The sequence below is a fragment of the Corynebacterium sp. KPL4015 genome (assembly GCF_040225725.1).
Lineage (GTDB): Bacteria > Actinomycetota > Actinomycetes > Mycobacteriales > Mycobacteriaceae > Corynebacterium > Corynebacterium rhinophilum.
On sequence record NZ_JBEHGF010000036.1, the window covers coordinates 1 to 19,388 of the forward strand.

At 60.0% G+C, this 19,388-nt stretch carries 17 protein-coding genes, 1 tRNA gene and 1 pseudogene; 3 read left to right on the top strand and 16 right to left on the bottom strand.

Annotated features, from left to right (window positions below):
* Nucleotides 1-246 precede the first annotated feature (246 nt).
* From crgA to ABRP64_RS10870, 8 genes are all read right to left on the bottom strand, one after another.
* Complete coding sequence (crgA, locus tag ABRP64_RS10835; protein WP_284854117.1) at nucleotides 247-519, bottom strand: cell division protein CrgA; 273 nt, start codon at nucleotides 517-519, stop codon at nucleotides 247-249.
* Nucleotides 520-589: 70 nt separating this feature from the next.
* Complete coding sequence (gene pknB / locus ABRP64_RS10840) at nucleotides 590-2,542, bottom strand: Stk1 family PASTA domain-containing Ser/Thr kinase (protein ID WP_349866428.1); 1,953 nt, start codon at nucleotides 2,540-2,542, stop codon at nucleotides 590-592.
* A 3-nt stretch (nucleotides 2,543-2,545) separates the two neighbouring features.
* Nucleotides 2,546-4,042 (bottom strand): serine/threonine-protein kinase, encoded by a 1,497-nt coding sequence (locus tag ABRP64_RS10845; RefSeq protein ID WP_284770850.1) that lies wholly within the window; start codon nucleotides 4,040-4,042, stop codon nucleotides 2,546-2,548.
* Nucleotides 4,042-5,472, bottom strand: coding sequence for a penicillin-binding transpeptidase domain-containing protein (locus ABRP64_RS10850; RefSeq protein WP_284770851.1), 1,431 nt, complete (start codon nucleotides 5,470-5,472; stop codon nucleotides 4,042-4,044). The genes ABRP64_RS10845 and ABRP64_RS10850 overlap by 1 nt, the downstream gene beginning before the upstream one ends.
* On the bottom strand, nucleotides 5,469-6,821 hold the full coding sequence (locus ABRP64_RS10855; RefSeq protein WP_349866430.1) for an FtsW/RodA/SpoVE family cell cycle protein: 1,353 nt from the start codon (nucleotides 6,819-6,821) through the stop codon (nucleotides 5,469-5,471). Before ABRP64_RS10855 ends, ABRP64_RS10850 begins: the two co-directional genes overlap by 4 nt.
* Nucleotides 6,822-6,824: 3 nt before the next feature.
* Nucleotides 6,825-8,189, bottom strand: coding sequence for a PP2C family protein-serine/threonine phosphatase (locus tag ABRP64_RS10860; RefSeq protein WP_349866432.1), 1,365 nt, complete (start codon nucleotides 8,187-8,189; stop codon nucleotides 6,825-6,827).
* Nucleotides 8,186-8,638, bottom strand: a complete 453-nt coding sequence (locus ABRP64_RS10865; protein ID WP_005276102.1) for an FHA domain-containing protein FhaB/FipA — start codon at nucleotides 8,636-8,638, stop codon at nucleotides 8,186-8,188. Before ABRP64_RS10865 ends, ABRP64_RS10860 begins: the two co-directional genes overlap by 4 nt.
* 25 nt (nucleotides 8,639-8,663) lie before the next feature.
* A complete protein-coding gene (locus ABRP64_RS10870; RefSeq protein WP_284770854.1) occupies nucleotides 8,664-9,497 on the bottom strand; it encodes an FHA domain-containing protein in 834 nt (277 codons plus the stop codon).
* Nucleotides 9,498-9,705: 208 nt separating this feature from the next.
* Here ABRP64_RS10870 and ABRP64_RS10875 point away from each other — a divergent pair.
* Nucleotides 9,706-9,790 (top strand) — tRNA-Leu (locus tag ABRP64_RS10875).
* 304 nt (nucleotides 9,791-10,094) lie between these two features.
* Here ABRP64_RS10875 and ABRP64_RS10880 read toward each other — a convergent pair.
* The 7 genes and pseudogenes from ABRP64_RS10880 to copR all read right to left on the bottom strand — a co-directional run bounded on the left by ABRP64_RS10880 (nucleotide 10,095) and on the right by copR (nucleotide 16,495).
* Nucleotides 10,095-10,217: a VOC family protein gene (locus ABRP64_RS10880; protein ID WP_005276107.1), complete on the bottom strand. Its 123-nt coding sequence runs from the start codon at nucleotides 10,215-10,217 to the stop codon at nucleotides 10,095-10,097.
* 65 nt (nucleotides 10,218-10,282) lie between these two features.
* Nucleotides 10,283-10,992 (bottom strand): annotated as a pseudogene (locus tag ABRP64_RS10885) (IS6 family transposase).
* 267 nt (nucleotides 10,993-11,259) lie between these two features.
* The gene (locus ABRP64_RS10890) at nucleotides 11,260-11,874 is read right to left on the bottom strand and encodes a YdhK family protein (RefSeq protein ID WP_005276111.1); all 615 of its coding nucleotides are present in this window, start codon (nucleotides 11,872-11,874) and stop codon (nucleotides 11,260-11,262) included.
* A 47-nt stretch (nucleotides 11,875-11,921) separates the two neighbouring features.
* Nucleotides 11,922-14,156 carry a copper-translocating P-type ATPase gene (locus ABRP64_RS10895; RefSeq protein ID WP_349866434.1) on the bottom strand — a complete coding sequence of 745 codons (2,235 nt, stop codon included), beginning with the start codon at nucleotides 14,154-14,156 and terminating at the stop codon, nucleotides 11,922-11,924.
* A 51-nt stretch (nucleotides 14,157-14,207) separates the two neighbouring features.
* On the bottom strand, nucleotides 14,208-14,534 hold the full coding sequence (locus ABRP64_RS10900; RefSeq protein WP_349866436.1) for a heavy-metal-associated domain-containing protein: 327 nt from the start codon (nucleotides 14,532-14,534) through the stop codon (nucleotides 14,208-14,210).
* Nucleotides 14,535-14,648: 114 nt separating this feature from the next.
* Nucleotides 14,649-15,776, bottom strand: coding sequence for a two-component system sensor histidine kinase CopS (gene copS / locus ABRP64_RS10905; protein WP_349866438.1), 1,128 nt, complete (start codon nucleotides 15,774-15,776; stop codon nucleotides 14,649-14,651).
* Complete coding sequence (gene copR / locus ABRP64_RS10910) at nucleotides 15,773-16,495, bottom strand: two-component system response regulator CopR (protein ID WP_003859491.1); 723 nt, start codon at nucleotides 16,493-16,495, stop codon at nucleotides 15,773-15,775. The genes copS and copR overlap by 4 nt, the downstream gene beginning before the upstream one ends.
* 404 nt (nucleotides 16,496-16,899) lie before the next feature.
* Here copR and ABRP64_RS10915 point away from each other — a divergent pair, with 404 nt between their 5' ends.
* Together ABRP64_RS10915 and ABRP64_RS10920 are read left to right on the top strand one after the other, a co-directional pair.
* Nucleotides 16,900-17,475 (top strand): CueP family metal-binding protein, encoded by a 576-nt coding sequence (locus ABRP64_RS10915; RefSeq protein ID WP_349866440.1) that lies wholly within the window; start codon nucleotides 16,900-16,902, stop codon nucleotides 17,473-17,475.
* Nucleotides 17,476-17,546: 71 nt separating this feature from the next.
* Nucleotides 17,547-19,028, top strand: a complete 1,482-nt coding sequence (locus tag ABRP64_RS10920; protein ID WP_349866442.1) for a multicopper oxidase family protein — start codon at nucleotides 17,547-17,549, stop codon at nucleotides 19,026-19,028.
* Here ABRP64_RS10920 and ABRP64_RS10925 read toward each other — a convergent pair.
* Nucleotides 19,005-19,232 (bottom strand): 3'-5' exonuclease, encoded by a 228-nt coding sequence (locus tag ABRP64_RS10925; protein WP_349866444.1) that lies wholly within the window; start codon nucleotides 19,230-19,232, stop codon nucleotides 19,005-19,007. The two genes, ABRP64_RS10920 and ABRP64_RS10925, sit on opposite strands and share 24 nt — an antisense overlap.
* Nucleotides 19,233-19,388: the final 156 nt, after the last annotated feature.

The window sequence follows — 19,388 nt, forward strand, 5'->3', positions numbered from 1 at the left end:
CGTCTCGCCATAGTAGTCATTCTGGTTCATCTCCTTATGCGGGTTGGGTTCCCACACACAAACCATCAGACACTCTCTTTTCCGCCACGATGCGGTTTTCCACGAGACGGACTAGGCGGTCCTTGGCATCCTGGTCAAATTTTCTTGGCATGTTCCAGATTTTCCCATCTACTCAAACGGAACAAACCTGGAACACTTCATCCTTGCGGTGGGCGGCGAGGATTTCTTTTTGGCTGCGGTCTAGGCCTAACGCCAGCCCATGGTCATGAGCAGGCCAATAAGGGCGAGGCCGAAGCCAATCCCGTAGTTCCAACCGCCGAGCTCCGCCATGAAGGGGATGGATTCACCGGCGAGGTAATTGACCACGAGCCACAGCAGGCCGAGGATCATCAGGCCAAGCATGATGGCCACGTACCACTTCGGGGTGCCTTCAGAGTTGATTTTGACTGGGGTGCGGTTCGCCCCGGCAGAGCTCGATACCTGGGTGGCAGAGCTCTGGGTGATCTTTGACTTTGGCATAAGAGACCTTCTCTAGATTTCAGTTCTTATCTCAGTGCTTACTGATGAATTACGATACCAGCAGCGATGGTTACGGCAGTAGCGCCGAGGCTTCGAATTTCCAGATGCGAACCTCCACGTCCTGATCCTTGCGGATGGTATCGCCAGGATTAATGGACGCCCAACCGATCTTATTGCTATCAACCAAGGCGCCGGTAGGAATTGGCTCGCCCACGCGCAGCTGGCCATCCCAGCCCGCCTGGCGCAGTGCATTTTCGGCTTGTCCTTGATTCTTGTGCATGACCTCGGGTGCCTTCATGAGCATCCCATTGGATACCTCAATGGTGACAGTCTGGCCCTTTTCCAGCTGCGCGCCCTGGTTGGAGACGTTCAGCACGGTGCCTTCTGGCTCTAGGGAATCTACTTCGCGGACATTGACATCGAAGTCACTGGCTTCAAGGCGGCTGCGCGCATCCTCTTCGTTCAAGCCGGAAACATCAGGAACGCGCTTCTTTTCGATGCCCTTAGACACCGTCACCCGGACCTTCGAGCCCTTGGACAATTGCGTACCACCCGCGGGGTTCTGCTGGATTACCTCGCCGGCGGGGGCCTCATCATTGCGCTCAGAAATATCCGAGTTCAGCTCCAGGCCGGCCTCTTCCAAGACCTGCGCCGCCTGATCCAGGTTCATGCCGGTGATATCGGGGACATCGATGATTTCCTTGCCGGAAGAAACGGTCAGGGTCACCGAGGCATTCTTCTGCAATTCCGAGCCAGGGGCCGGATTGATGCGAATCGCATTATTGCGGTCGATATCCGGGTTAGCCTCTTCGTTCACGGTGACGAGAAGCCCCAAGTCCTCGAGCTCTTTGACCACTTCATTGCGCGGGCGGTTTTCTACCTCCGGCACGATGACGCTATTGTGCTCCGCTACCTCGGTTTGGTCACGGCCACTCCTATTCTTTTCATCGTCGCTGCTCCAGAAATCCCAGGCAAAATAGCCCAAGATGGCGACCAACAGCGCGACGAGGAGCAGCGCGAGCCATTTCATCCAACCGCCGCCTTCATCCTCTTCGGGTGCTCCGGTAGGACGCGTCGATTCGATCGGTGCCCGGTGGGATGTAGCAGTAGCGGTGGCCGGGGCGGGCATCGCCGTCGTGGCATCGTCCTCGTTGACGTGCATGCGGGCGGCCTCGGTGACTTGGCCCGTGCGCAGACGATCCAAATCGCCGGCCATCTCCCAGGCGGACTGATAGCGGTCTGCGGGGTGCTTGGCCATCGCGGTCAGTACCACTGCATCGATATTGACCCGTTGGGTGGGGGTCAACGAGGGGTCATCGATAAGCTCCGAAGGCGGGGTCGGTTCCTCCTGCACATGCTGGTAAGCCACGGCAAAGGGGGTTTCGCCTTCGAACGGGGTGCGGCCGGTGAGTACCTCGTACATGACGCAGCCCAGCGCATAGACATCAGAACGCGCATCGGCGTTTTTGCCGCGCGCCTGCTCCGGGGAAAGGTACTGGGCGGTACCGATAACGGCAGAAGTTTGGGTCATCGCCGAGGTCGAATCATCCAATGCACGGGCGATGCCAAAGTCCATCACCTTCACCTGGCCAGTATTGGTGAGCATGATATTCGCCGGCTTGATATCGCGGTGAATGATTCCCGCCTCATGGGATGCCTGCAAGGCCTCCGCGACCGGCTTGAGGATCTCCGCCGCTTCTTGGGCGGGCAGCGGGCCATCTTCGCGAATAATATCGCGCAGCGTGGCCCCGTTGACCTTCTCCATGACGATATACGGTATGGTCATGCCGTCCATCTCGGTCTCGCCGGTGTCATAGACCGCGACGATATTGGGATGGTTTAGCTTGCCCGAGTTCTGCGCCTCGCGGTAGAAGCGCTCGCGGAAGTTGATATCGCGAGCCATCTCCGTGCGCAGCATTTTTACCGCTACTTGCCGGCCTAAAGTGGTGTCCTCTGCGGCAAATACCTCGGACATGCCGCCGGAGCCGATGATCTCACCGAGCCGGTACCGGTCATTGACCATGGCTTAGTCACCATCCTGTCTTAATAAATCAGATAAATCCCCAGGGAGTTCATCGGGCTGTGAGTTTACTGTGTTTTTCTGCTCAGGTGTGTTTTCGACCTGCGGCTGCTGGGGCTGACGCTGCTGCGTCGGGGTATTCGGGGCCTGCTGGTTTCGCGTCGGGGCCTGCTGGTTCGGGGTCTGCGGCTGCCGGTGATTATCGCGCGGCGCCTGGTTGCCCTCCCGATCCGTAGGCTCCGTCTCCGTTACCGTCACTTCCTGCGGCGTCTCATTAGTATCTTCTTCCTCCAGGGTTTCTACCTGCGTGGTCGTGGGATCCCGGTATTCGGTAACCACGGAAGTTTCCTGGGTAGACGAAGGATCGCTGTCGCCGCTCTCGCTACTCATGAGGTTCATGATGGCGTAGCCGGCCGCGGCAAGCAGGGCGATGGCCGCGACGATACCCAGGCCTTTAAGGAAAGACTTCCCGCCCTTCGAATCATTGTCCGGGGCTGGTGCTACCTTACGTTGCGGCGCGGCAGCACTCGCCGCCGTCCCCGCCGCCGGATGAATGGTGGTGGGCTGGGCGACATCGGCAAGCATCTCCGTCGATGCCGAGGGCGAAGGCTCTGGAGCCTGCTGGTGGGGCGGAATGGATTTGGGCTGCGGCGGGCGCTTGCCCAGGCGCACATCGGATACCGCGACCGTAAATTCATTGCCATCGGCATAGCGGGTATTGGGATCCTTGCGCAGCGCGATACGAATGAGCTCGCGCGCCGGGGCGCTAATCGTGGTCGACAGCGGTTCAGGCTCTTGGTTGATGTGGGCAAGAGCAATGGATACGGAGGAATCACCCGAAAAGGGGCGCTTGCCGCCGAGCATCTCGTAACCAACGACGCCGAGCGAATAGATATCAGAGGCGGGGGAGACTTCCTTGCCCTGCGCTTGCTCAGGCGAAACGTACTGGGCAGTACCCACCACCATGCCGGTGCGCGTGAGCGGTACCGCGGCGGCGGCCTTGGCGATGCCAAAGTCCGTAATTTTCACCTGCCCATTTTGGGTAATCATCAGGTTGCCGGGCTTAATATCGCGGTGCACCAAGCCCATCCGGTGGATAATGGATAGACCGTGACCCGCTTGCTCAAGCACGTCCAGGGCGAGTTCTTCCTGCAAGGTGTTCTCGCGCGCGAGCAGGTCCGCGAGGGATTCGCCCCGCACGTATTCCAAGGCCATGAAGCAGAATTTGCGGCCATTATCTTCCAGCTCGCGGTAGTCATACGTGGCCACCACGTTATCGGACTGGATAGATTCAGCGGATTCCGCTTCATTGCGGAAGCGGGAGAGGAATTCCTGGTTATCAGAAAATTCCGGCCGCAACACCTTGATGGCTACTTCGCGGTCATTACGAGTGTCATCGGCAAGCCACACCGTGGACATGCCGCCGTGGCCAATGATCCACTGCAGCTCGTAGTCGCTGCCGATGAGTTCCTGGAGATGGTCTTTGTTCTCGGTATTCTTCATTACTGTTCCCCCTGGTATGCGCTCAAGATGGCACGACCAATTGGGCCAGAGACTCGGCCGCCCGTCGCGGATTCGCCCAAGTTACCGCCATTCTTGACGACGACCCCGACGGCAATATCGCGGTCCGGGTCAAAGGCGACGTACCACACGTGCGGAGCCAGGCCTTCGCCGTGCTCGGCGGTACCGGTCTTGGATGCAAAGCCATTGCCGTCGTAGCCCCACGAAGAACGCTCGGAGGCAAACATCAAGTCCCGAATGGTCGATGCGGTCTCTTCCGTGACGGCCTCGCCGGCCTTCTTGGGCTTGGTGGTGCGGATTTCCTTCATCTGGGCATCGGTAATGCGATTGACTAGGTAAGGCTCCATGCGCGTGCCCTTATTGGCCACGGTTCCGGCCATGACTGCCGCCTGCAGCGCACTCATGGTGACATCGCGCTGGCCGATGGCTGATTGCGCCGTCGCCGCACCATCCGGCAGGTCTCCCAAGGTGCCTGCGGAAGAAGAGACACCCAAGTCATATTTCTTGCCGATGCCGAAAGCATCCGCGTACTTGCGCAGCTCATCCGCGCCGATCTGCTCAGACATCTGCACAAATGCGGTATTACACGACAGCGCGAAGGCGGTCTGCAGAGTCACGGAATCCTGGCCATTGCACTTTTCATTGCCGTAGTTCGTCAGTTCCGTGACGGTATCAGGCAAGGTAATCACGTTGGCACCGGTCAGGCTCGACGAGGGATTGTATCCATTATTCAATCCGGCCGCAGTCGTAATGATCTTGAAAATAGATCCCGGCGGCAAGGTATCCGCCGCTGCATGGTTGACCAGTGGCTGACCGGCCTGTTCCTGCAAACCTGCCCAAGCCTCCTCAGCGGACTCGCCCACCAATGAATTTGGGTTAAAGCCCGGGTTGGAAGCCATGGCCAGAACCTTGCCCGTCGACGGCTGGATGGCAACAGCCGATCCTTCGTACCCAGGGCCCGCCAACTGGTCATACGCGGCCTGCTGCAATGCCGGATCGATGGTGACTTCTACATTGGCTCCCTTGGTGGGCTTATTCGCGATGGTATCCAGCCAGTGCTGTTTGAACAGGGAATCGTCCGTGCCATTGAGAATTTCGTTCTGCGAAGATTCCAATTCCGAAGCACCAAATTGGCTGGACAAATAGCCGGTGAGATTGCCAAAAGCGGGCGAATCGATGGGATAAGACCGGGAGTAGGTCTCATCAGGATTTTCCGTGGATTGCGCCAGCACTGTATTGCCGGAATAGATCTGTCCGCGCGGGGTGGTCTGCAATTCTATAAACCCGCGCGAGTTCTTAGCATTATGTGCGTATTTATCATCCGAAAATGCCTGAATGACCGTCAGGTTCACCAACAGAACCGCGGTCAAGATGATGGCAAATAGGGATACTAGGCGGATGGATTTGTTCATCGGTAAGCCTCCTGAACCGACGGGAACATGGAGGTGTCACTCGGAGCGTTGCTCGAGTTCTCCTGCATGGGTCGGCGTGCTGCGTTAGAGATCCGCAGCAAAATCGCCAACAGTACATAGTTAGCCATGAGAGAGGAACCACCGGCGGACATGAAAGGAGTGGTCAAGCCGGTCATCGGCAGCAGGGCGGAAATGCCACCGGTGACGACGAAGGCCTGTACCGCCAAAGTAAGAGAAAGGCCTGAAGCGACCAGTTTGCCGTACGTATCGCGGGTACGCAACGCGGTATTGAATCCGCGGGTAACCAACATGCCAAAGAGGACCAGAACGGCAGCTAGACCAATCAGGCCCAATTCCTCACCGATGGCGGCGAGGATAAAGTCTGAGTGCGCCACCGGAACCAATTCGGGGTGTCCTTGGCCCAAGCCGCTGCCGGAAATACCGCCAGAGGACATACCAAAAAGGGACTGGGCCAATTGGTATCCAGTGTTGTCATAGTTAGCCAGCGGGTCCATGAAGTTGGAAAAACGCTGCTGAATCTTTTCGGATACCTGGTAAATGCCAAAGCCGCCGATACCAACGAGGACGAGGCCAATAAAAAGCCAACTGACCCGGCCGGTAGCCATAAATAGCATGCCCAGCACCGTGCTGAAGAGCAGCAGCGCCGGACCAAAGTCATTGGAAATTCCCATGATGATAATGGCGATGGCCCACACAATGAGAATGGGGGCGAGGTCGCGCAAGCGGGGCAGGGAAATTCCCAAGAAACGATAGCCAGCCACGGTAAAAAGGGATCGCTTCTGCGTTAGCAGCATGGCAAAGAATAAGATCAGCATGATCTTGGAGAACTCACCCGGCTGGATGGAAAATGGCCCGAAGTTCAGCCAAATGCGCGCCTCAACGCCATCAGGTTGTGGCCACACCAATGGCAGCGCCAACAGTACGAGGCCGGCTGCGCCTAAGATATAGGAGTAGCGGGTGAGTGAGCGATGGTCCTTGACAACCGCCAGGACCAGCACAAAGAGCACCAAGCCAACGACGGTCCACATCACCTGGCGAACCGCGAGACCCCGATCATTGACCAAATCCAAGCGGGCCAAAACGATAAGCCCAATGCCATTAAGGATGGCCACGATAGGCAACATGACCTGGTCCGCGTAGGGTGCCAAGAAGCACATTGCCAAGTGCGCAATGGTAAAGACACCAATGAATCCACCGATGAGGTAGATCAAGTCCGTCGTGAGCGCATTATCCTGCGACAGCTCCAAACTGACCAAGGTAATGGCAAAGACGACCGCGGCGAGAATAAGGAGGCCGAGTTCGATTCTCCGGCTAAAAAACTTCTGCATCAGCTACACCTCCCTACAAGTGACCCCAGGTTTGTTTTCCTTGGTGTCTTTATTATCTTTTTGGCTCGGCGCAGTGATACATGGCTTGAGTGCCTTTTCACCCAAGTCATTAATCTGATCCTGAACCTCGCTCAGGTCACCGGCAGAAATATGATTGACCGCGCCGCGCTCAGACTCAGGCAGATCAGAGACCTTCAACGGGGTGAAGTCCCCCTTGCACTTCTGGGCAGAAAACAGCAAGGAGTTCTGGTCATTAATGCACACGTATTGGTGAGTGGAGCTTAAATCCTTGCCAAATAAGGAATAATCCGCGCCTTTGAGGACAGTGATTTCTTGTGCGTCGTTGGTCTCGGCGTAATAGTTATTGGACAAGAAATTCTTTACCCACAGCCCTGCGCCAATAACGAGCGCCAAGATGATGATGAGGGCGATGAGGACCTTCCACCCAATTTTTCGTCGAGGGGGCTCGTCTTCTGCCTCTTCTTCATCGGAGTCCTTAGCCGCATTGTCTTCATCGGCCATGACGGCCGGCGGAATCACCTGGGGTTTACGGGTGAGTTTCGCGGCGCGTGACGCCGAGGAATCCGGGTGCGTGGGCTCTTCTACCGAACCTGCAAGAGCACCAACGCGGAACGGCTCGTGGGTGGCGGGTTTTTCTTCCGTGACCTCGGCGATGACGACGGTGACATTGTCCGGTCCGCCCGAACGAATAGCGAGATCCACGAGGGTGGACCCCGCCTGTTCGATGCTTCCCTGGCCAAGGGCAGTCTCAATCGTGGAAGCGGTAACTGGGTCCGAAAGCCCATCCGAGCACAGCAGGATGCGGTCACCCGCCTTGGCTTCGAACGTGAAGAGCGTCGGCTCCACCGAACGGCCGGTATAGGCCTTCAAGATGAGGGACTTTTGTGGGTGGGAAGAAACATCTTCTGCAGCCAGCTCGCCCTTATCCACCAAGGATTGCACATAGGTATCATCCTTGGTGATTTGCTCGAGCTTGCCATCGCGCAGCAAATAAGCGCGCGAATCACCCACATGGCAGACACCAAAGGTCGTGCCATTGAACAGCATCGTGGACAGCGTCGTGCCCATACCTTCAGTCTCCGGGTGGGCGGTGATGTGCTCGCTGATGGCTTCATTGGCGTCATTGGCAGCAGCTGCAAGGAGTGCCTCCGTGTCCTCCTTACCCGGATCCTGATCTAGGATTTCGAGGTGGTTGACCATGAGTTGGGAGGCGACCTCACCTGCGGCATGTCCGCCCATGCCATCGGCCAAAATCAGCAGGTGGGATCCGGCGTAACCGGAGTCCTCATTATTACCGCGGATAAGCCCGCGGTCCGACTTGGCAAAAAAGTTTAGCTTCAGTGTCATGCGTTCAACCTCACGGTAGTGCGGCCTAGCTTAATCTCGGAGTTCGCGCCGACTACCTCAGGTTGGTCGATGCGCACACCATTGACGAGGGTTCCGTTGCGAGATTCCAAATCCTCCACTACCCACTCGCTGCCGCGGCGAAATAGGCGTGCATGATGGCCGGAAGAGTAATCATCCCCAGTGACAAAATCACAGTCAGCGGCGCGGCCCAAGGTGCATTCCTCGAGCGTGCCCAAATTCATGTGGGATCCCTGCAAAGGGCCTTCCACAATAGAAAGCTGCTTCACCGCAGCGTGACTGCGTGGGGACGCACCCATTTTCGACGGCTGTGGCATAGCACCTGCGGATTTATTGGTATCCCGCCGCATGGCATTCAAGGCCACCAGGACAAATACCCACAAAAGAGCCAATAAGCCGATGCGAAGCGCCAGCATGATGACTGCATCCATGGCGGCCTCCCTTCCTCAGTGTGAATTAGTAACTATGCGAATCAAGGCCCGTAATGCGGACCTCGACGTGGGAATGGCCCATGGTGATCACGTCGCCATCGGCAAGCAGCCAGTTATCAATGGGAGTGTCATTGACCGTGGTGCCATTGGTGGACTGCAAATCCACCAACACGGCATCTTCACCGTTCCACGTGATTTCCGCGTGCTGGCGGGACACGCCCGTATCCGGCAGGCGCAAATCCGCATCATTGCTGCGGCCAATAATATTTGACCCTTCCTGCACGTGGTAGACGCGGGAAGAGCCATCCTGCAACATCAAATTGACTGCGGGGCCCTGCGTTTGCGGCGCGGGTTGGTCATCTTGCGCAATGAAAGCGGTAGTAGCTGCGTCATCCGCATTATTTTCGTGCGGGTTGGTCATCTGGTCCTCCTGACCATCAAAGTCGTGGAAAATCGCCTCGAAACCGGTCTCTTCTGTGGGCTCGTGATCTATAAACGAGGACACACGAAGCTGGCCCGTGCGCAGGCCCGATTCCTCCGCAATCCGCACAATGACGGGACCAGCGAGGGACCATCCGTTATTGCGGATAAAGCGAGATAATTGGTCTGCGCAATCGGCAGGCAAATCGGGGTCTTGCGACAAGTTCTCCAAATCCTTGGAAGAGACACCTACAGTCATGACATTGGGACTATAGAGCTTGTTATCGTCCCCGTGGCCGAGATTGTCCTGGGCTTCTTGCTTCAAAAGCTCATCAATCTCTGCAGGAACGACCTTGCCGCCGAAGACAAAAGCCATGCCGTTATCAAGGCCGCGTTGCATAGCGGAATCGAGCTTCGCCAGCCTTTCTAAAAACGCCACGAATTTTGCTCCTTTCCGCTATACAGCGATCAGTAGTGATCAGTAGTAGCCATTATAGTTTGTACACCCCTTTCAAACGTAGACGGCGGCGCGAAAGTTCCTAGATTTTCGCCTTTAAATGCGCAAAATAATCCGCTTTTCCTGCTGATTTGTAATTGCACGTGCTTCCTGTGCTATCTTTATCTAGTCGCACTGACAACCACACCCTGCCCGGGTGGCGGAATTGGCAGACGCGCTGGCTTCAGGTGCCAGTGTTCGATAAGGACGTGCGGGTTCAAGTCCCGCCCCGGGCACAATGAGCAGTTGAACAAACTGCGAGACCGGAGGTAACAAACTCGAAAGGGTTCGTGACCTTCGGTTTCTTTGTTTTTCTGAACTTTGGCGGTTGAGGATTGCAAGTGTGGGAATTTACATCCTAACTCCCGCTCTCTTCTGTCGAACTCTTGTTTTCGATGGTGTCAACAAGTCATTTTGCTTGTTATTTTGATCTGACGTTCTGGCTTTAGCTCCCGCTTCGGGGCAATTGGAATCCTCCAACTGAGATGTTTTCCTTGGGCTGTTGGAGGATTTCCTAGTTGTTGAACCCCAATTTAAGAATTAAACGACTGGGCTGACGCGGAACAGGTTTCCATCAGGGTCGGCAACTACGAAGGTGCGGCCGAAGACGTCATCGTCGGGTGGCTGCACAATTTGGACTCCTTTTGATTGGTGCTGTTGCAAAGTTGGGCGGAGAGCAGCGAAGACTCAGTTTCTCATTCCCTGACGGCCGCTGCGTGTGGGCGTTGTTAGGCCGTCTCGAAGACCTGGTTGACGATCACCGCGTCCGGGTTCGGTTGCCCGTAGGCAAACATCGTGCCTTGCCCTTTCCGCAATGAGTGCATCGCCTCCATCCCTTTCAACGTCCGATATGCAGATATCCGGTTCTTAAACGCGCCTTTTGGCCCGAGGATCCGCTTCAGCCGACCATGGTCGCCTTCCAGGATGTTGTTGAGGTATTTCACCTGCCGGTGTTCCACTGTTGGCGGGCAGATTCCCTCTGACTTCAACTCGGCGATTGCCCTGGCTAGGGAGGGTGCTTTATCGGCGTTGATCACTCTGGGATACCCGGCTGACGCATTGGATCTGACGGCCTTGGCCAGGAAACACTTCGCTGCGGCCACGTTCCGATTCGAAGAGAGGTAAAACTCCAAGGTCTGGTCACCGGCGGTGATCGCCCGATAGAGGTAGCACCACCTGCCGCCGACCCGGATATAGGTCTCATCCACCCGCCAGGAACTAGCTTGCCAGTCAGGTACCTGCCGGTACCACCGTGTTTGCTTGTCCAGCTCAGGGGCGTATTTCTAGACCCAGCGGTAGATCCTGGTGTGATCAACCGGCACGCCCCGCTCGGTCATCATTTCCTCCAGATCGCGGTAGCTCACCCCGTAGCGGCAGTACCACCCACTGCCCACAGAATAATGTCACGGGGGAAATGACGACCCGAGAAAATACCCATGGCTGTGATTAGTTCACGTCGCCCTTCCTACTGCCCCAACTTTGCAACAGCACCCAAAGCCCTGGAATGAACTCCTGTCACCAGGGTCATTCCAGGGCATATTTCCCTGACTAAGAGAAGCAGTGACACAGAAGGTCTACCTCAGCGTGGGCCCTGTGGGCGTGCAGGTTCCGTGTGTGGCTGGTGTGCTGCGGCATGGTCGGCAGCGATTGATGACCGACTCTGGAGCGGGTGCCTTGTCTGGTCTCGCGGTTCAGGGTGGGTGGACTATTCGGCGGGTTGGATCTCGCTCTCGGTGACCCACTTGTGGTTGGTCATCGTCATCCCGTCGACGGTGAGATCAACCATGTAGACCGTCTCCTCGGTGGAGTAATCGATGGTGGCCTCAGCACCCTTCATGCCGGACATGTGCTCGGCATCCAGGACAACGCTCGCCCCGTCGGGCAGGGGGGCCTGACCCGGATCGACGAGCTCCTCATGGACGACCCAGCGGTGGTCGGTAACCGGGGCCCCACCCTCGGCGGGGGTGTAGCTGACCGAATAGGTCGTGGTGTCAAACGCCCCGGAAATGGTGGCGGTGGCCCCGTCCATGCCGGGCATGTGGTCAGCGGTGAGGATGACCTCGGTGCCCACCGGGTACGTGGGATCCTCGGCCTCTTCAATGCCTGCCGGCGGTGCCCCGCCGTCGGCAGGGTGGTCGTGCCCGCCGTGCTCTTCGTCGGCAGTGGTGGTGTCTTCCTGGTGGGTCTCGTTGGTCTCTGCGGTTGCCGTCGTGGTGCTGGTGGTGTCGGCATCGTCGGAGTTGTCGGTGGCGTCGCTGCAGGCGGTCAGCGCCAGGGTGGAGGTCAGTACCAAGGCGGCGAGGGTAATGCTGCGTTTCATGAGCGTTCCTTTCAAAGGTGGTGTGAGTTAGGGGTCGAGAGACAAGGTCAGTCAGTAACGGTTACGGGGGATATCGACCTACTGTGTTCCTCCTTCCCGTCGGTCGGAGCCAGGTGAGCCGGCTCCAGATCAATGCGGCGCAACAGCTGGGCGTTCAGGGCCACCACGATGGTCGAGGCAGACATCAAGATCGCGCCCACGGCCGGGGACAGCACGAACCCGATCGAGGCGAGCACTCCGGCAGCCAGCGGCACGGCGAGGATGTTGTAGCCAGAGGCCCAGATCAGGTTCTGGATCATCTTGCGGTAGCTGGTCTGGGACAGCTCAATCATCGACAGCACTGCCCGCGGGTCATCACTGGCTAGGACCACCCCGGCAGATTCCATGGCCACATCCGTGCCGGCACCAATGGCGATACCGACGTCCGCGCGGGTCAGAGCGGGGGCGTCATTGACACCGTCACCGACCATGGCCACGCTCACACCCCGGTCCTGCAGCTGCGTGACCTTGGTGTCTTTGTCCTGGGGCAGGACCTCGGCGAAGACCTCATCAATGCCTAGGTCCTGACCAACCGCCTGGGCCACCTGTTGCGCGTCGCCGGTGATCATCGCGACCTTCACCCCGCGTTCCTGCAGGGCTTTCACAGCGGCGCGGGATTCGGGGCGGATCTTGTCCTCGACGGCCACCGCACCGATGATCTGACCGTCGCGGACAATATGGAGCACACCGGCCCCACGCCCGGTCCAGGCACTGGTGGTGTCGGTGAGCTCGGCCGGGGTGGTGAGGTTGAACTCGCGCAGCATGTTCGGCCCGCCCACGAGGATCTCAGCGCCATCGACAGTGGCCCGGACTCCCCGGCCGGAGGCGGCGCTGAAACCAGTTGCACGGATTTGCCGACGGGAGGCCTCGGGATGGGCGGCCGCGGCCGCCACGATGGCGCGGGCCACGGGGTGCTCGCTGTCGGCCTCCGCAGCGGCGGCGAGGGCCAGTAGCTCGCCCTCGGTGACGCCGACAGCTGCCGCGACACCGGTGACCGCGTGCGCACCCTCGGTCAGGGTGCCGGTTTTGTCGAAGAGCACCACGTCGATGGTGCGCATCCGCTCGAGCGCCATCCGGTCCTTGATGAGCACCCCGGATTTCGCGGCCCGCTCGCTGGAGATCGCAATGACCAGCGGAATCGCTAGGCCCAGGGCATGCGGGCAAGCGATGACCAGCACCGTAACCGTGCGCACCACGGCATCGTCCGGGCTGCCGATGATGGTCCACACCACCGCGGTGATCAGAGCGGAGATCAGCGCGAACCAGAACAACAACGCCGCCGCCCGATCCGCCAGGGCCTGGGCCCGGGAGGAGGACTCCTGGGCGTCGGCAACCATGCGTTGGATCCCAGCCAGGGCGGTGTCCCCGCCGGTAGCCTCCACCCGGATGCGGACGGTGTTGTTGGTGGCCACAGTACCGGCGACCACCTTGTCACCGGTGTCGCGGAAGACGGGACGGGATTCGCCGGTGATCATCGCCTCATCGAATTCGGCGGCTCCGTCGAGGATGGTTCCGTCGGCCGGCACCCGGGCACCGGCCCTCACCAGAACGACGTCGTCGACGACCAGCTCGGAGATGGCCACGGTGCGGGTGGTCCCGTCGATGACTTTCTCGGCCTCATCCGGCAGCAGGGCAGCCAGCGCGTCAAGCGCGGAGGACGCGGCCCCGAGAGCGCGCATCTCCAGCCAGTGGCCCAGCAGCATGATGGTCACCAGCAGGGCCAGCTCCCACCAGAAGTCCAGGTCAAAACCACCCAGCTCCAGAGTGGTGACCCAGGAGGCGACAAACGCCACGGTGATGGCCATGGCGATCAGGAGCATCATCCCGGGTTGGCGAGATTTCAGTTCTTTCCATCCGCCCTTGAGGAAAGGCGTTCCGCCGTAGACGAAGATGATCGTGCCCAGCACCGGGGGGATCCAGGTGGATCCGGGGAATGCCGGGAGGTGGTAGCCAAGCAGGTGGGCGACCATGGGGCTGAAAATAACGACGGGAATGGACAAAATCAGCGACCACCAGAAGCGGTCCCGAAACATTGCGGTGCTGTGTCCGGCGTGTTCGCTGTGACCATGAACGTGGTGGTCTTCGTCCGGGGCGGAATGCGGGTGATCGTGGGGCATTGCCTGGCCGTGGGTGTCGGCATCTGCGTGGTGTTCGTGGCTGGCATGATCCGGGTGGTGGGTGTGGTCTGTTTCCGGAGTGGGGTGATCACCATGGTGATCACCCGAATGGTGGGGAGTGCTCATGACGTTCCTTTCGCTCAACCCGGTCGGGGTCGAGATGATGGGTAAAACTGATCAGGATAAGACGGTGTAGCCAGCCTCCCCGATGGCCCGGCGAACCATCTCCGGAGGTACGACACCGGTGACCGTGACGGTGGAAACTCCACCAGCAGCGAGATCAATCTGGACGTCGTCGACCTGGGGGAGGGCCTGAAGGGCCTGGGTCACGCTTTTCGCGCAGTGCCCGCAGGTCAGGCCGGTGACCTGGTAGCTAGGGGAGGACCCTCCTGCTGACGAGTCGCTGGCGGCAGGGATGGAGGCGGTGTCGGCACGTGAGGCAGGTCCGCAACAGCTGCAGCCGTGGGAGGCCATCGGCAAGAGGCGGGGCGGGGAGGTGATCATGGGAAAGCTCCTACGAGTCGGTGGGATGCGGCGATGCCACTCTCTAGCATATACCCCCCAGGGGTATATTTTCAATGGGTGGAGGGCGCGGCTCTCACGCGGGGCAGGGTGTGGTCACCTAGCAGCCTCTTCACTGTCGGGAGGGGACAGCGGGAGGTGGAGGGCAAACACCGCTCCGCGACCGGGTCCGGGGGAGGTGGCGGTGAGAGTGCCGCCGTGGGCCTCGATCAATGCCTTGGAGATGGTCAGACCGATACCGGCCCCGCCGTCGTCCCGGCTGCGGGCGGCATCCCCCCGGTAGAAGCGTTCGAAGATGTATCTGAGCTGGTCAGGCGGGATGCCCTCGCCGTCATCGGCGACGTGGATGAGTGCGGTGGACGCCCCCTGTCGGTGGACGCTGATCCGGACCTGCCCGCCGGCCGGGGTGTGTCGTAGCGCGTTCGAAAGGAGATTGCTCATCACCTGGCCGAAGCGTTGCCGGTCCACGAGCGCCCGGGCGGTGTCTGTAATGGTCTCGATCTGTAAATCGACGCCTTTGTCAGCATAAGCTTCCCCCGCGGCAGCAGCGGCGGTATGGAGCAGATCCCCGAGCCCTTCCTCCGCCAGGTCCAAATCGATCCGGTGTTCCTGGGCCCGGGAGACATCGTCGATGTCTTCCATCAACCGGGTCAGGCGGGTGAGTTGGTCAGCCATGATCGTGTGGGTGGCATTATTCCAGTCCACGACCCCGTCCTGGAGACCATCGAGGTAGACCGTGAGCACCGATAAGGGGGTGCCCATTTCGTGGGCCAGATCAGAGAGCATCTGGCGGCGGACCTGTTCGGTGTGTTCCAGCCGATCGGCCATGGTGTTGAAGGCATGCGCCAGGGTGGTGACCTCGGGGCCTGCTTTTCCGGCGGGCACGCGGATACGGGAGTTGCCGGCCGTCAGGCTGGTAGCGGCGCGGGTGAGATCCTGCAGGGGGGTGCGCAGACGACGCGATAACCACAGGCTGGCCAGCAGGGCGCTGATCAAGGCGGTGGGCAGGGCGACGGCCAGGGTGATCAGGTTGGCGCCCCGGTAGGCCTGCTCGGCATGGAACAGCTCCAGCGAGGGGTCCTCCTGGCCGGTCATCAACATATGATCATGGAACAGGGTCGGACCCACCGTCGTGGCCACGGCCGCGGCCACCAGCAGGCTAATCACCACGACCAACACCTGGGCGGCCAGGAAGCGGAAGGTCAGGCCGGGTCCGTGATTCATGGTTGCCCCACCCGGTAGCCCACGCCACGCACGGTGTCGATAAACCCCCGGCCCCGGGTGTCGGTGCCGAGCTTGCGACGCAAGTTGCCGATGTGGACATCGACGATGCGTTCATCACCGACCCAGGTGGTGTCCCAGACCTCGGTGACCAGGTCGTGGCGGGTCAGCACCTGGCCGGGGCGCAGGGCCAGGGCAACCAGCAGCTCGAACTCCGTGCGGGTGAGCTCCACGGTCGTCTCCCCCACCCGCACCTGATGGGCGACGGGGTCAAGGATGAGGTCACCAACGATCAAGGGGGTGGTCACCTGCGGTGGGGTGGTGCTGGTGCGCGGGCGGCGCAGCACCGCATGCACCCGGGTCACCAGTTCCCGGATGCTAAAAGGTTTGGTGATGTAGTCATCCGCCCCCAAGGTCAAACCGCTGATCTTGTCGTCCTCGCTGCCACGCGCGGTGAGCATGAGGATGTAGCAGTCCGAGAAGGTGCGGATCCGTCGGCACACCTCCAGGCCGTCGAGTTCGGGCAGCCCCAGATCCAGCACCACAACATCAGGGGAAAAGCGACGAGCCTCGTCCACGGCCTGGGTGCCGGTGTGAGCCTGGCGGGTATCGAAGCCGGCCCTGATGAGGTAGGAGGCCACCATCTGAGCCAGGGGTTGTTCATCATCGACGACCAGCACCCGCCCCGGGGGCGTGGCGGTGGTCGGTGTGCGGTCAGCCATAGGCCCCAGTATTGCTCCGGTCAGGGGGGAATACCACCCTCGCTCAGTGCCCGGCGGGGCAATCTTCATCAAATCTTCAAACATCACCCTTCGACTGCCGTCACCCTTGTGCCCCACCCCGGGCCGGTGGCATCGCCTCCCCTGGTCGGTTCAGCAGGCGCCACCAGGGATTTCACTGCCTGCACCGCATACCCGGGGCGGGTAGAAGGACATCGCCCACGGCTGTGGGGTGGTGTCCCGGTGGTGACCCAGCCCACCGAATCCACCCCCTTTTCGCCCTGTTATAAGGCTGTGAGCAGGGCTTTTGATTTCTAGTCCGTCAGGCACCCGTGCTAGATAAAGGTATGACATCGACCTTGAGGCGGTGTCTTCTCACGGTCTTACCACGATCCAAGGAGATTGACGTGAAACGAGCAGCGATCGCAGCCGCCGCCCTTGCCCTCGCCCTCACGGGGTGTTCGGCCGCCGACTCGGAACCCACCGCCGACGGGACGGTGTCCCGGGATACATTCCTGACTACCCATGGCCTGGCCGCCATGGACGCGGTGGAGATCATTGATCACCTCGACCGGCAGAAGGTCACTGAGCGTCCCACGGATCTGATCGCTTCAGTGCGTGCCGATGAACTGCTGCTCTCGAGCGATGACCAGGAAGTCGTGGTCGATCTTCCCGACAATCAGACGTATGTTTCGATCGCGCCCTATCTCACCTCCACCCACGACTGCTTCTACCACAGCCTCACGACCTGCCTGGGGGAACTCGACAATGAGGATATCCAGATCACGATCACCGATGAGGCGACCGGTGAGGTGCTGGTGGACGAGGCGACAACCACCTTCGACAACGGGTTTATTGGCTTCTGGCTTCCCGATGATGCCACCGGCCTGATTGAGGTCAGCTACCAGGGGCGTACCGGCACCGCGGAGTTTTCCACCGCCGACGATGGTGCCACCTGTGTCACAGACCTGCACCTGACGTGATGGCTCAGCAGGGTCCTCACCTGCGCCTGTCTCCCGTGTCACTGAAATCTAACACCAAGGAAGGTTAAATCATGATGAACGGATTTTCCCGACGACAGGTTCTGCTCGGCGGGCTCGTCCTCGCCGGCACCGGGGCCGTGGCCGCCTGCACCAGCGACCCTGGACCCGCTGCCTCGGCACCAGGTTCCTCTCTTCGCCCCACTCCCACCCCCACTGCGCTCGGTGAGCCGACGGTGCGCCGGACACTGACCGCCCGGCCCCTCTCTCTGGATATCGGCGGCATCGAAGCCAAGACGTGGGGATACGTCTCTGACACCGGGGATGCGGCCATTGAGGCCACCGCCGGCGACGTCCTCCAGGTCGATATCACCAATGAACTGCCTGAGAGCACCTCCATCCACTGGCATGGTATCGCACTCCACAACGCAGCCGACGGTGTGCCCGGCATGACCCAGGACCCCATTGAACCTGGCGAGTCTTTCTCCTATGTTTTTGAAGTCCCCCACAGTGGCACCTACTTCTACCATTCCCACTCCGGCCTGCAGCTTGATCGCGGCCTCCACGCCCCACTGATCGTCCGTGACCCGCAAGACGCTGAGGACCAGGACGTCGAGTGGACCATCGTGCTCGACGACTGGGTCGATGGCATTCAGGGCACTCCCGACGATGAGCTCGACAAGCTCACCGGAATGGGTTCAGGCGACCATAACGGGAAGAAGGGAATGGGAGGTCACGGCCAGATGATGCACGGCACCCCGGACCGGGTACTGGGCGGGGATGCCGGCGATGTGATGTATCCGCACTACCTCATCAACGGACGTATCCCCCGTGCTCACCGGACCTTCGAGGCTCGCCCGGGCGACAAGGCCCGCCTGCGGTTTATCAACTCCGGCGGTGACACCATCTTCAAGGTGGCCCTCGGTGGTCACCGCATGACCGTCACCCACACCGACGGCTTCCCCGTCCAGCCCAGGGAGACCGAATCGATCTACCTGTCGATGGGCGAGCGTGTCGACGTCGAGGTCATCCTCGGCGACGGCATCTTCCCGCTCACGGCTTTGGCGGTGGGTAAGGACGACCGCGCCTTCGCCGTCATCCGCACCGCCGGCGGCCAAGCCCCCCACCCCGATGTCGACTTCCCCGAGTTGTCGTCCACCGGACTGCTTCTGTCCTCCCTGAAGCCAGCAGACCGTGTACTCCTACCCGAGGACACACCAGACCGAGAAGTCAGCATCGACCTGGGCGGGCAGATGATGCCGTACGAATGGAGCATTCTCACCGACGGCCAATCCTCCTCCGCGACCGTGCAGGAGGGCCAGCGCCTGCGGATGGTCATGCGCAACAGGACCATGATGCCCCACCCCATGCACATCCACGGCCACACGTGGGCGCTGCCCGGCAGCGGCGGACTACGCAAGGACACCGTCCTTCTCCGCCACGGTGAAACCATGATCGCCGACCTGATCGCTGACAACCCCGGTGAGTGGGCATTTCACTGCCATAACGCCTATCACATGGAAACCGGGATGCTAAGCTCGCTTCGCTACGAGTAACCCCCACAGCAGGGTTGAGTGCCGAGGTGGGCGGGGTGTCCCCCGAGTAGTGGACACGGCTTTGGTGTCAGGGTTGAGCAATGTGTGCCAGGAGTCGACGGGATTGAAGTATGCGTCAGCGCGCACGGCAGCAAGTTCAATGATGCGGTCGTAGCGCTTGTTAAAGCCGGTGGTTTCGGTATCAATGACCGCAAAGACCGACATGCCCGCCTAAACGCTATCGAACACTGCAAACAAGGTGGATTTCTGTGGATAGCCACACTGGCCCCGTGCGGGTTGTCCATGGGCCGGGCTGGTTTTTAAGACCGGGCGGTTTGAGTGCCTTCCTGGGTGTGGTGCCATTGGTTGGCGTACTCAGTC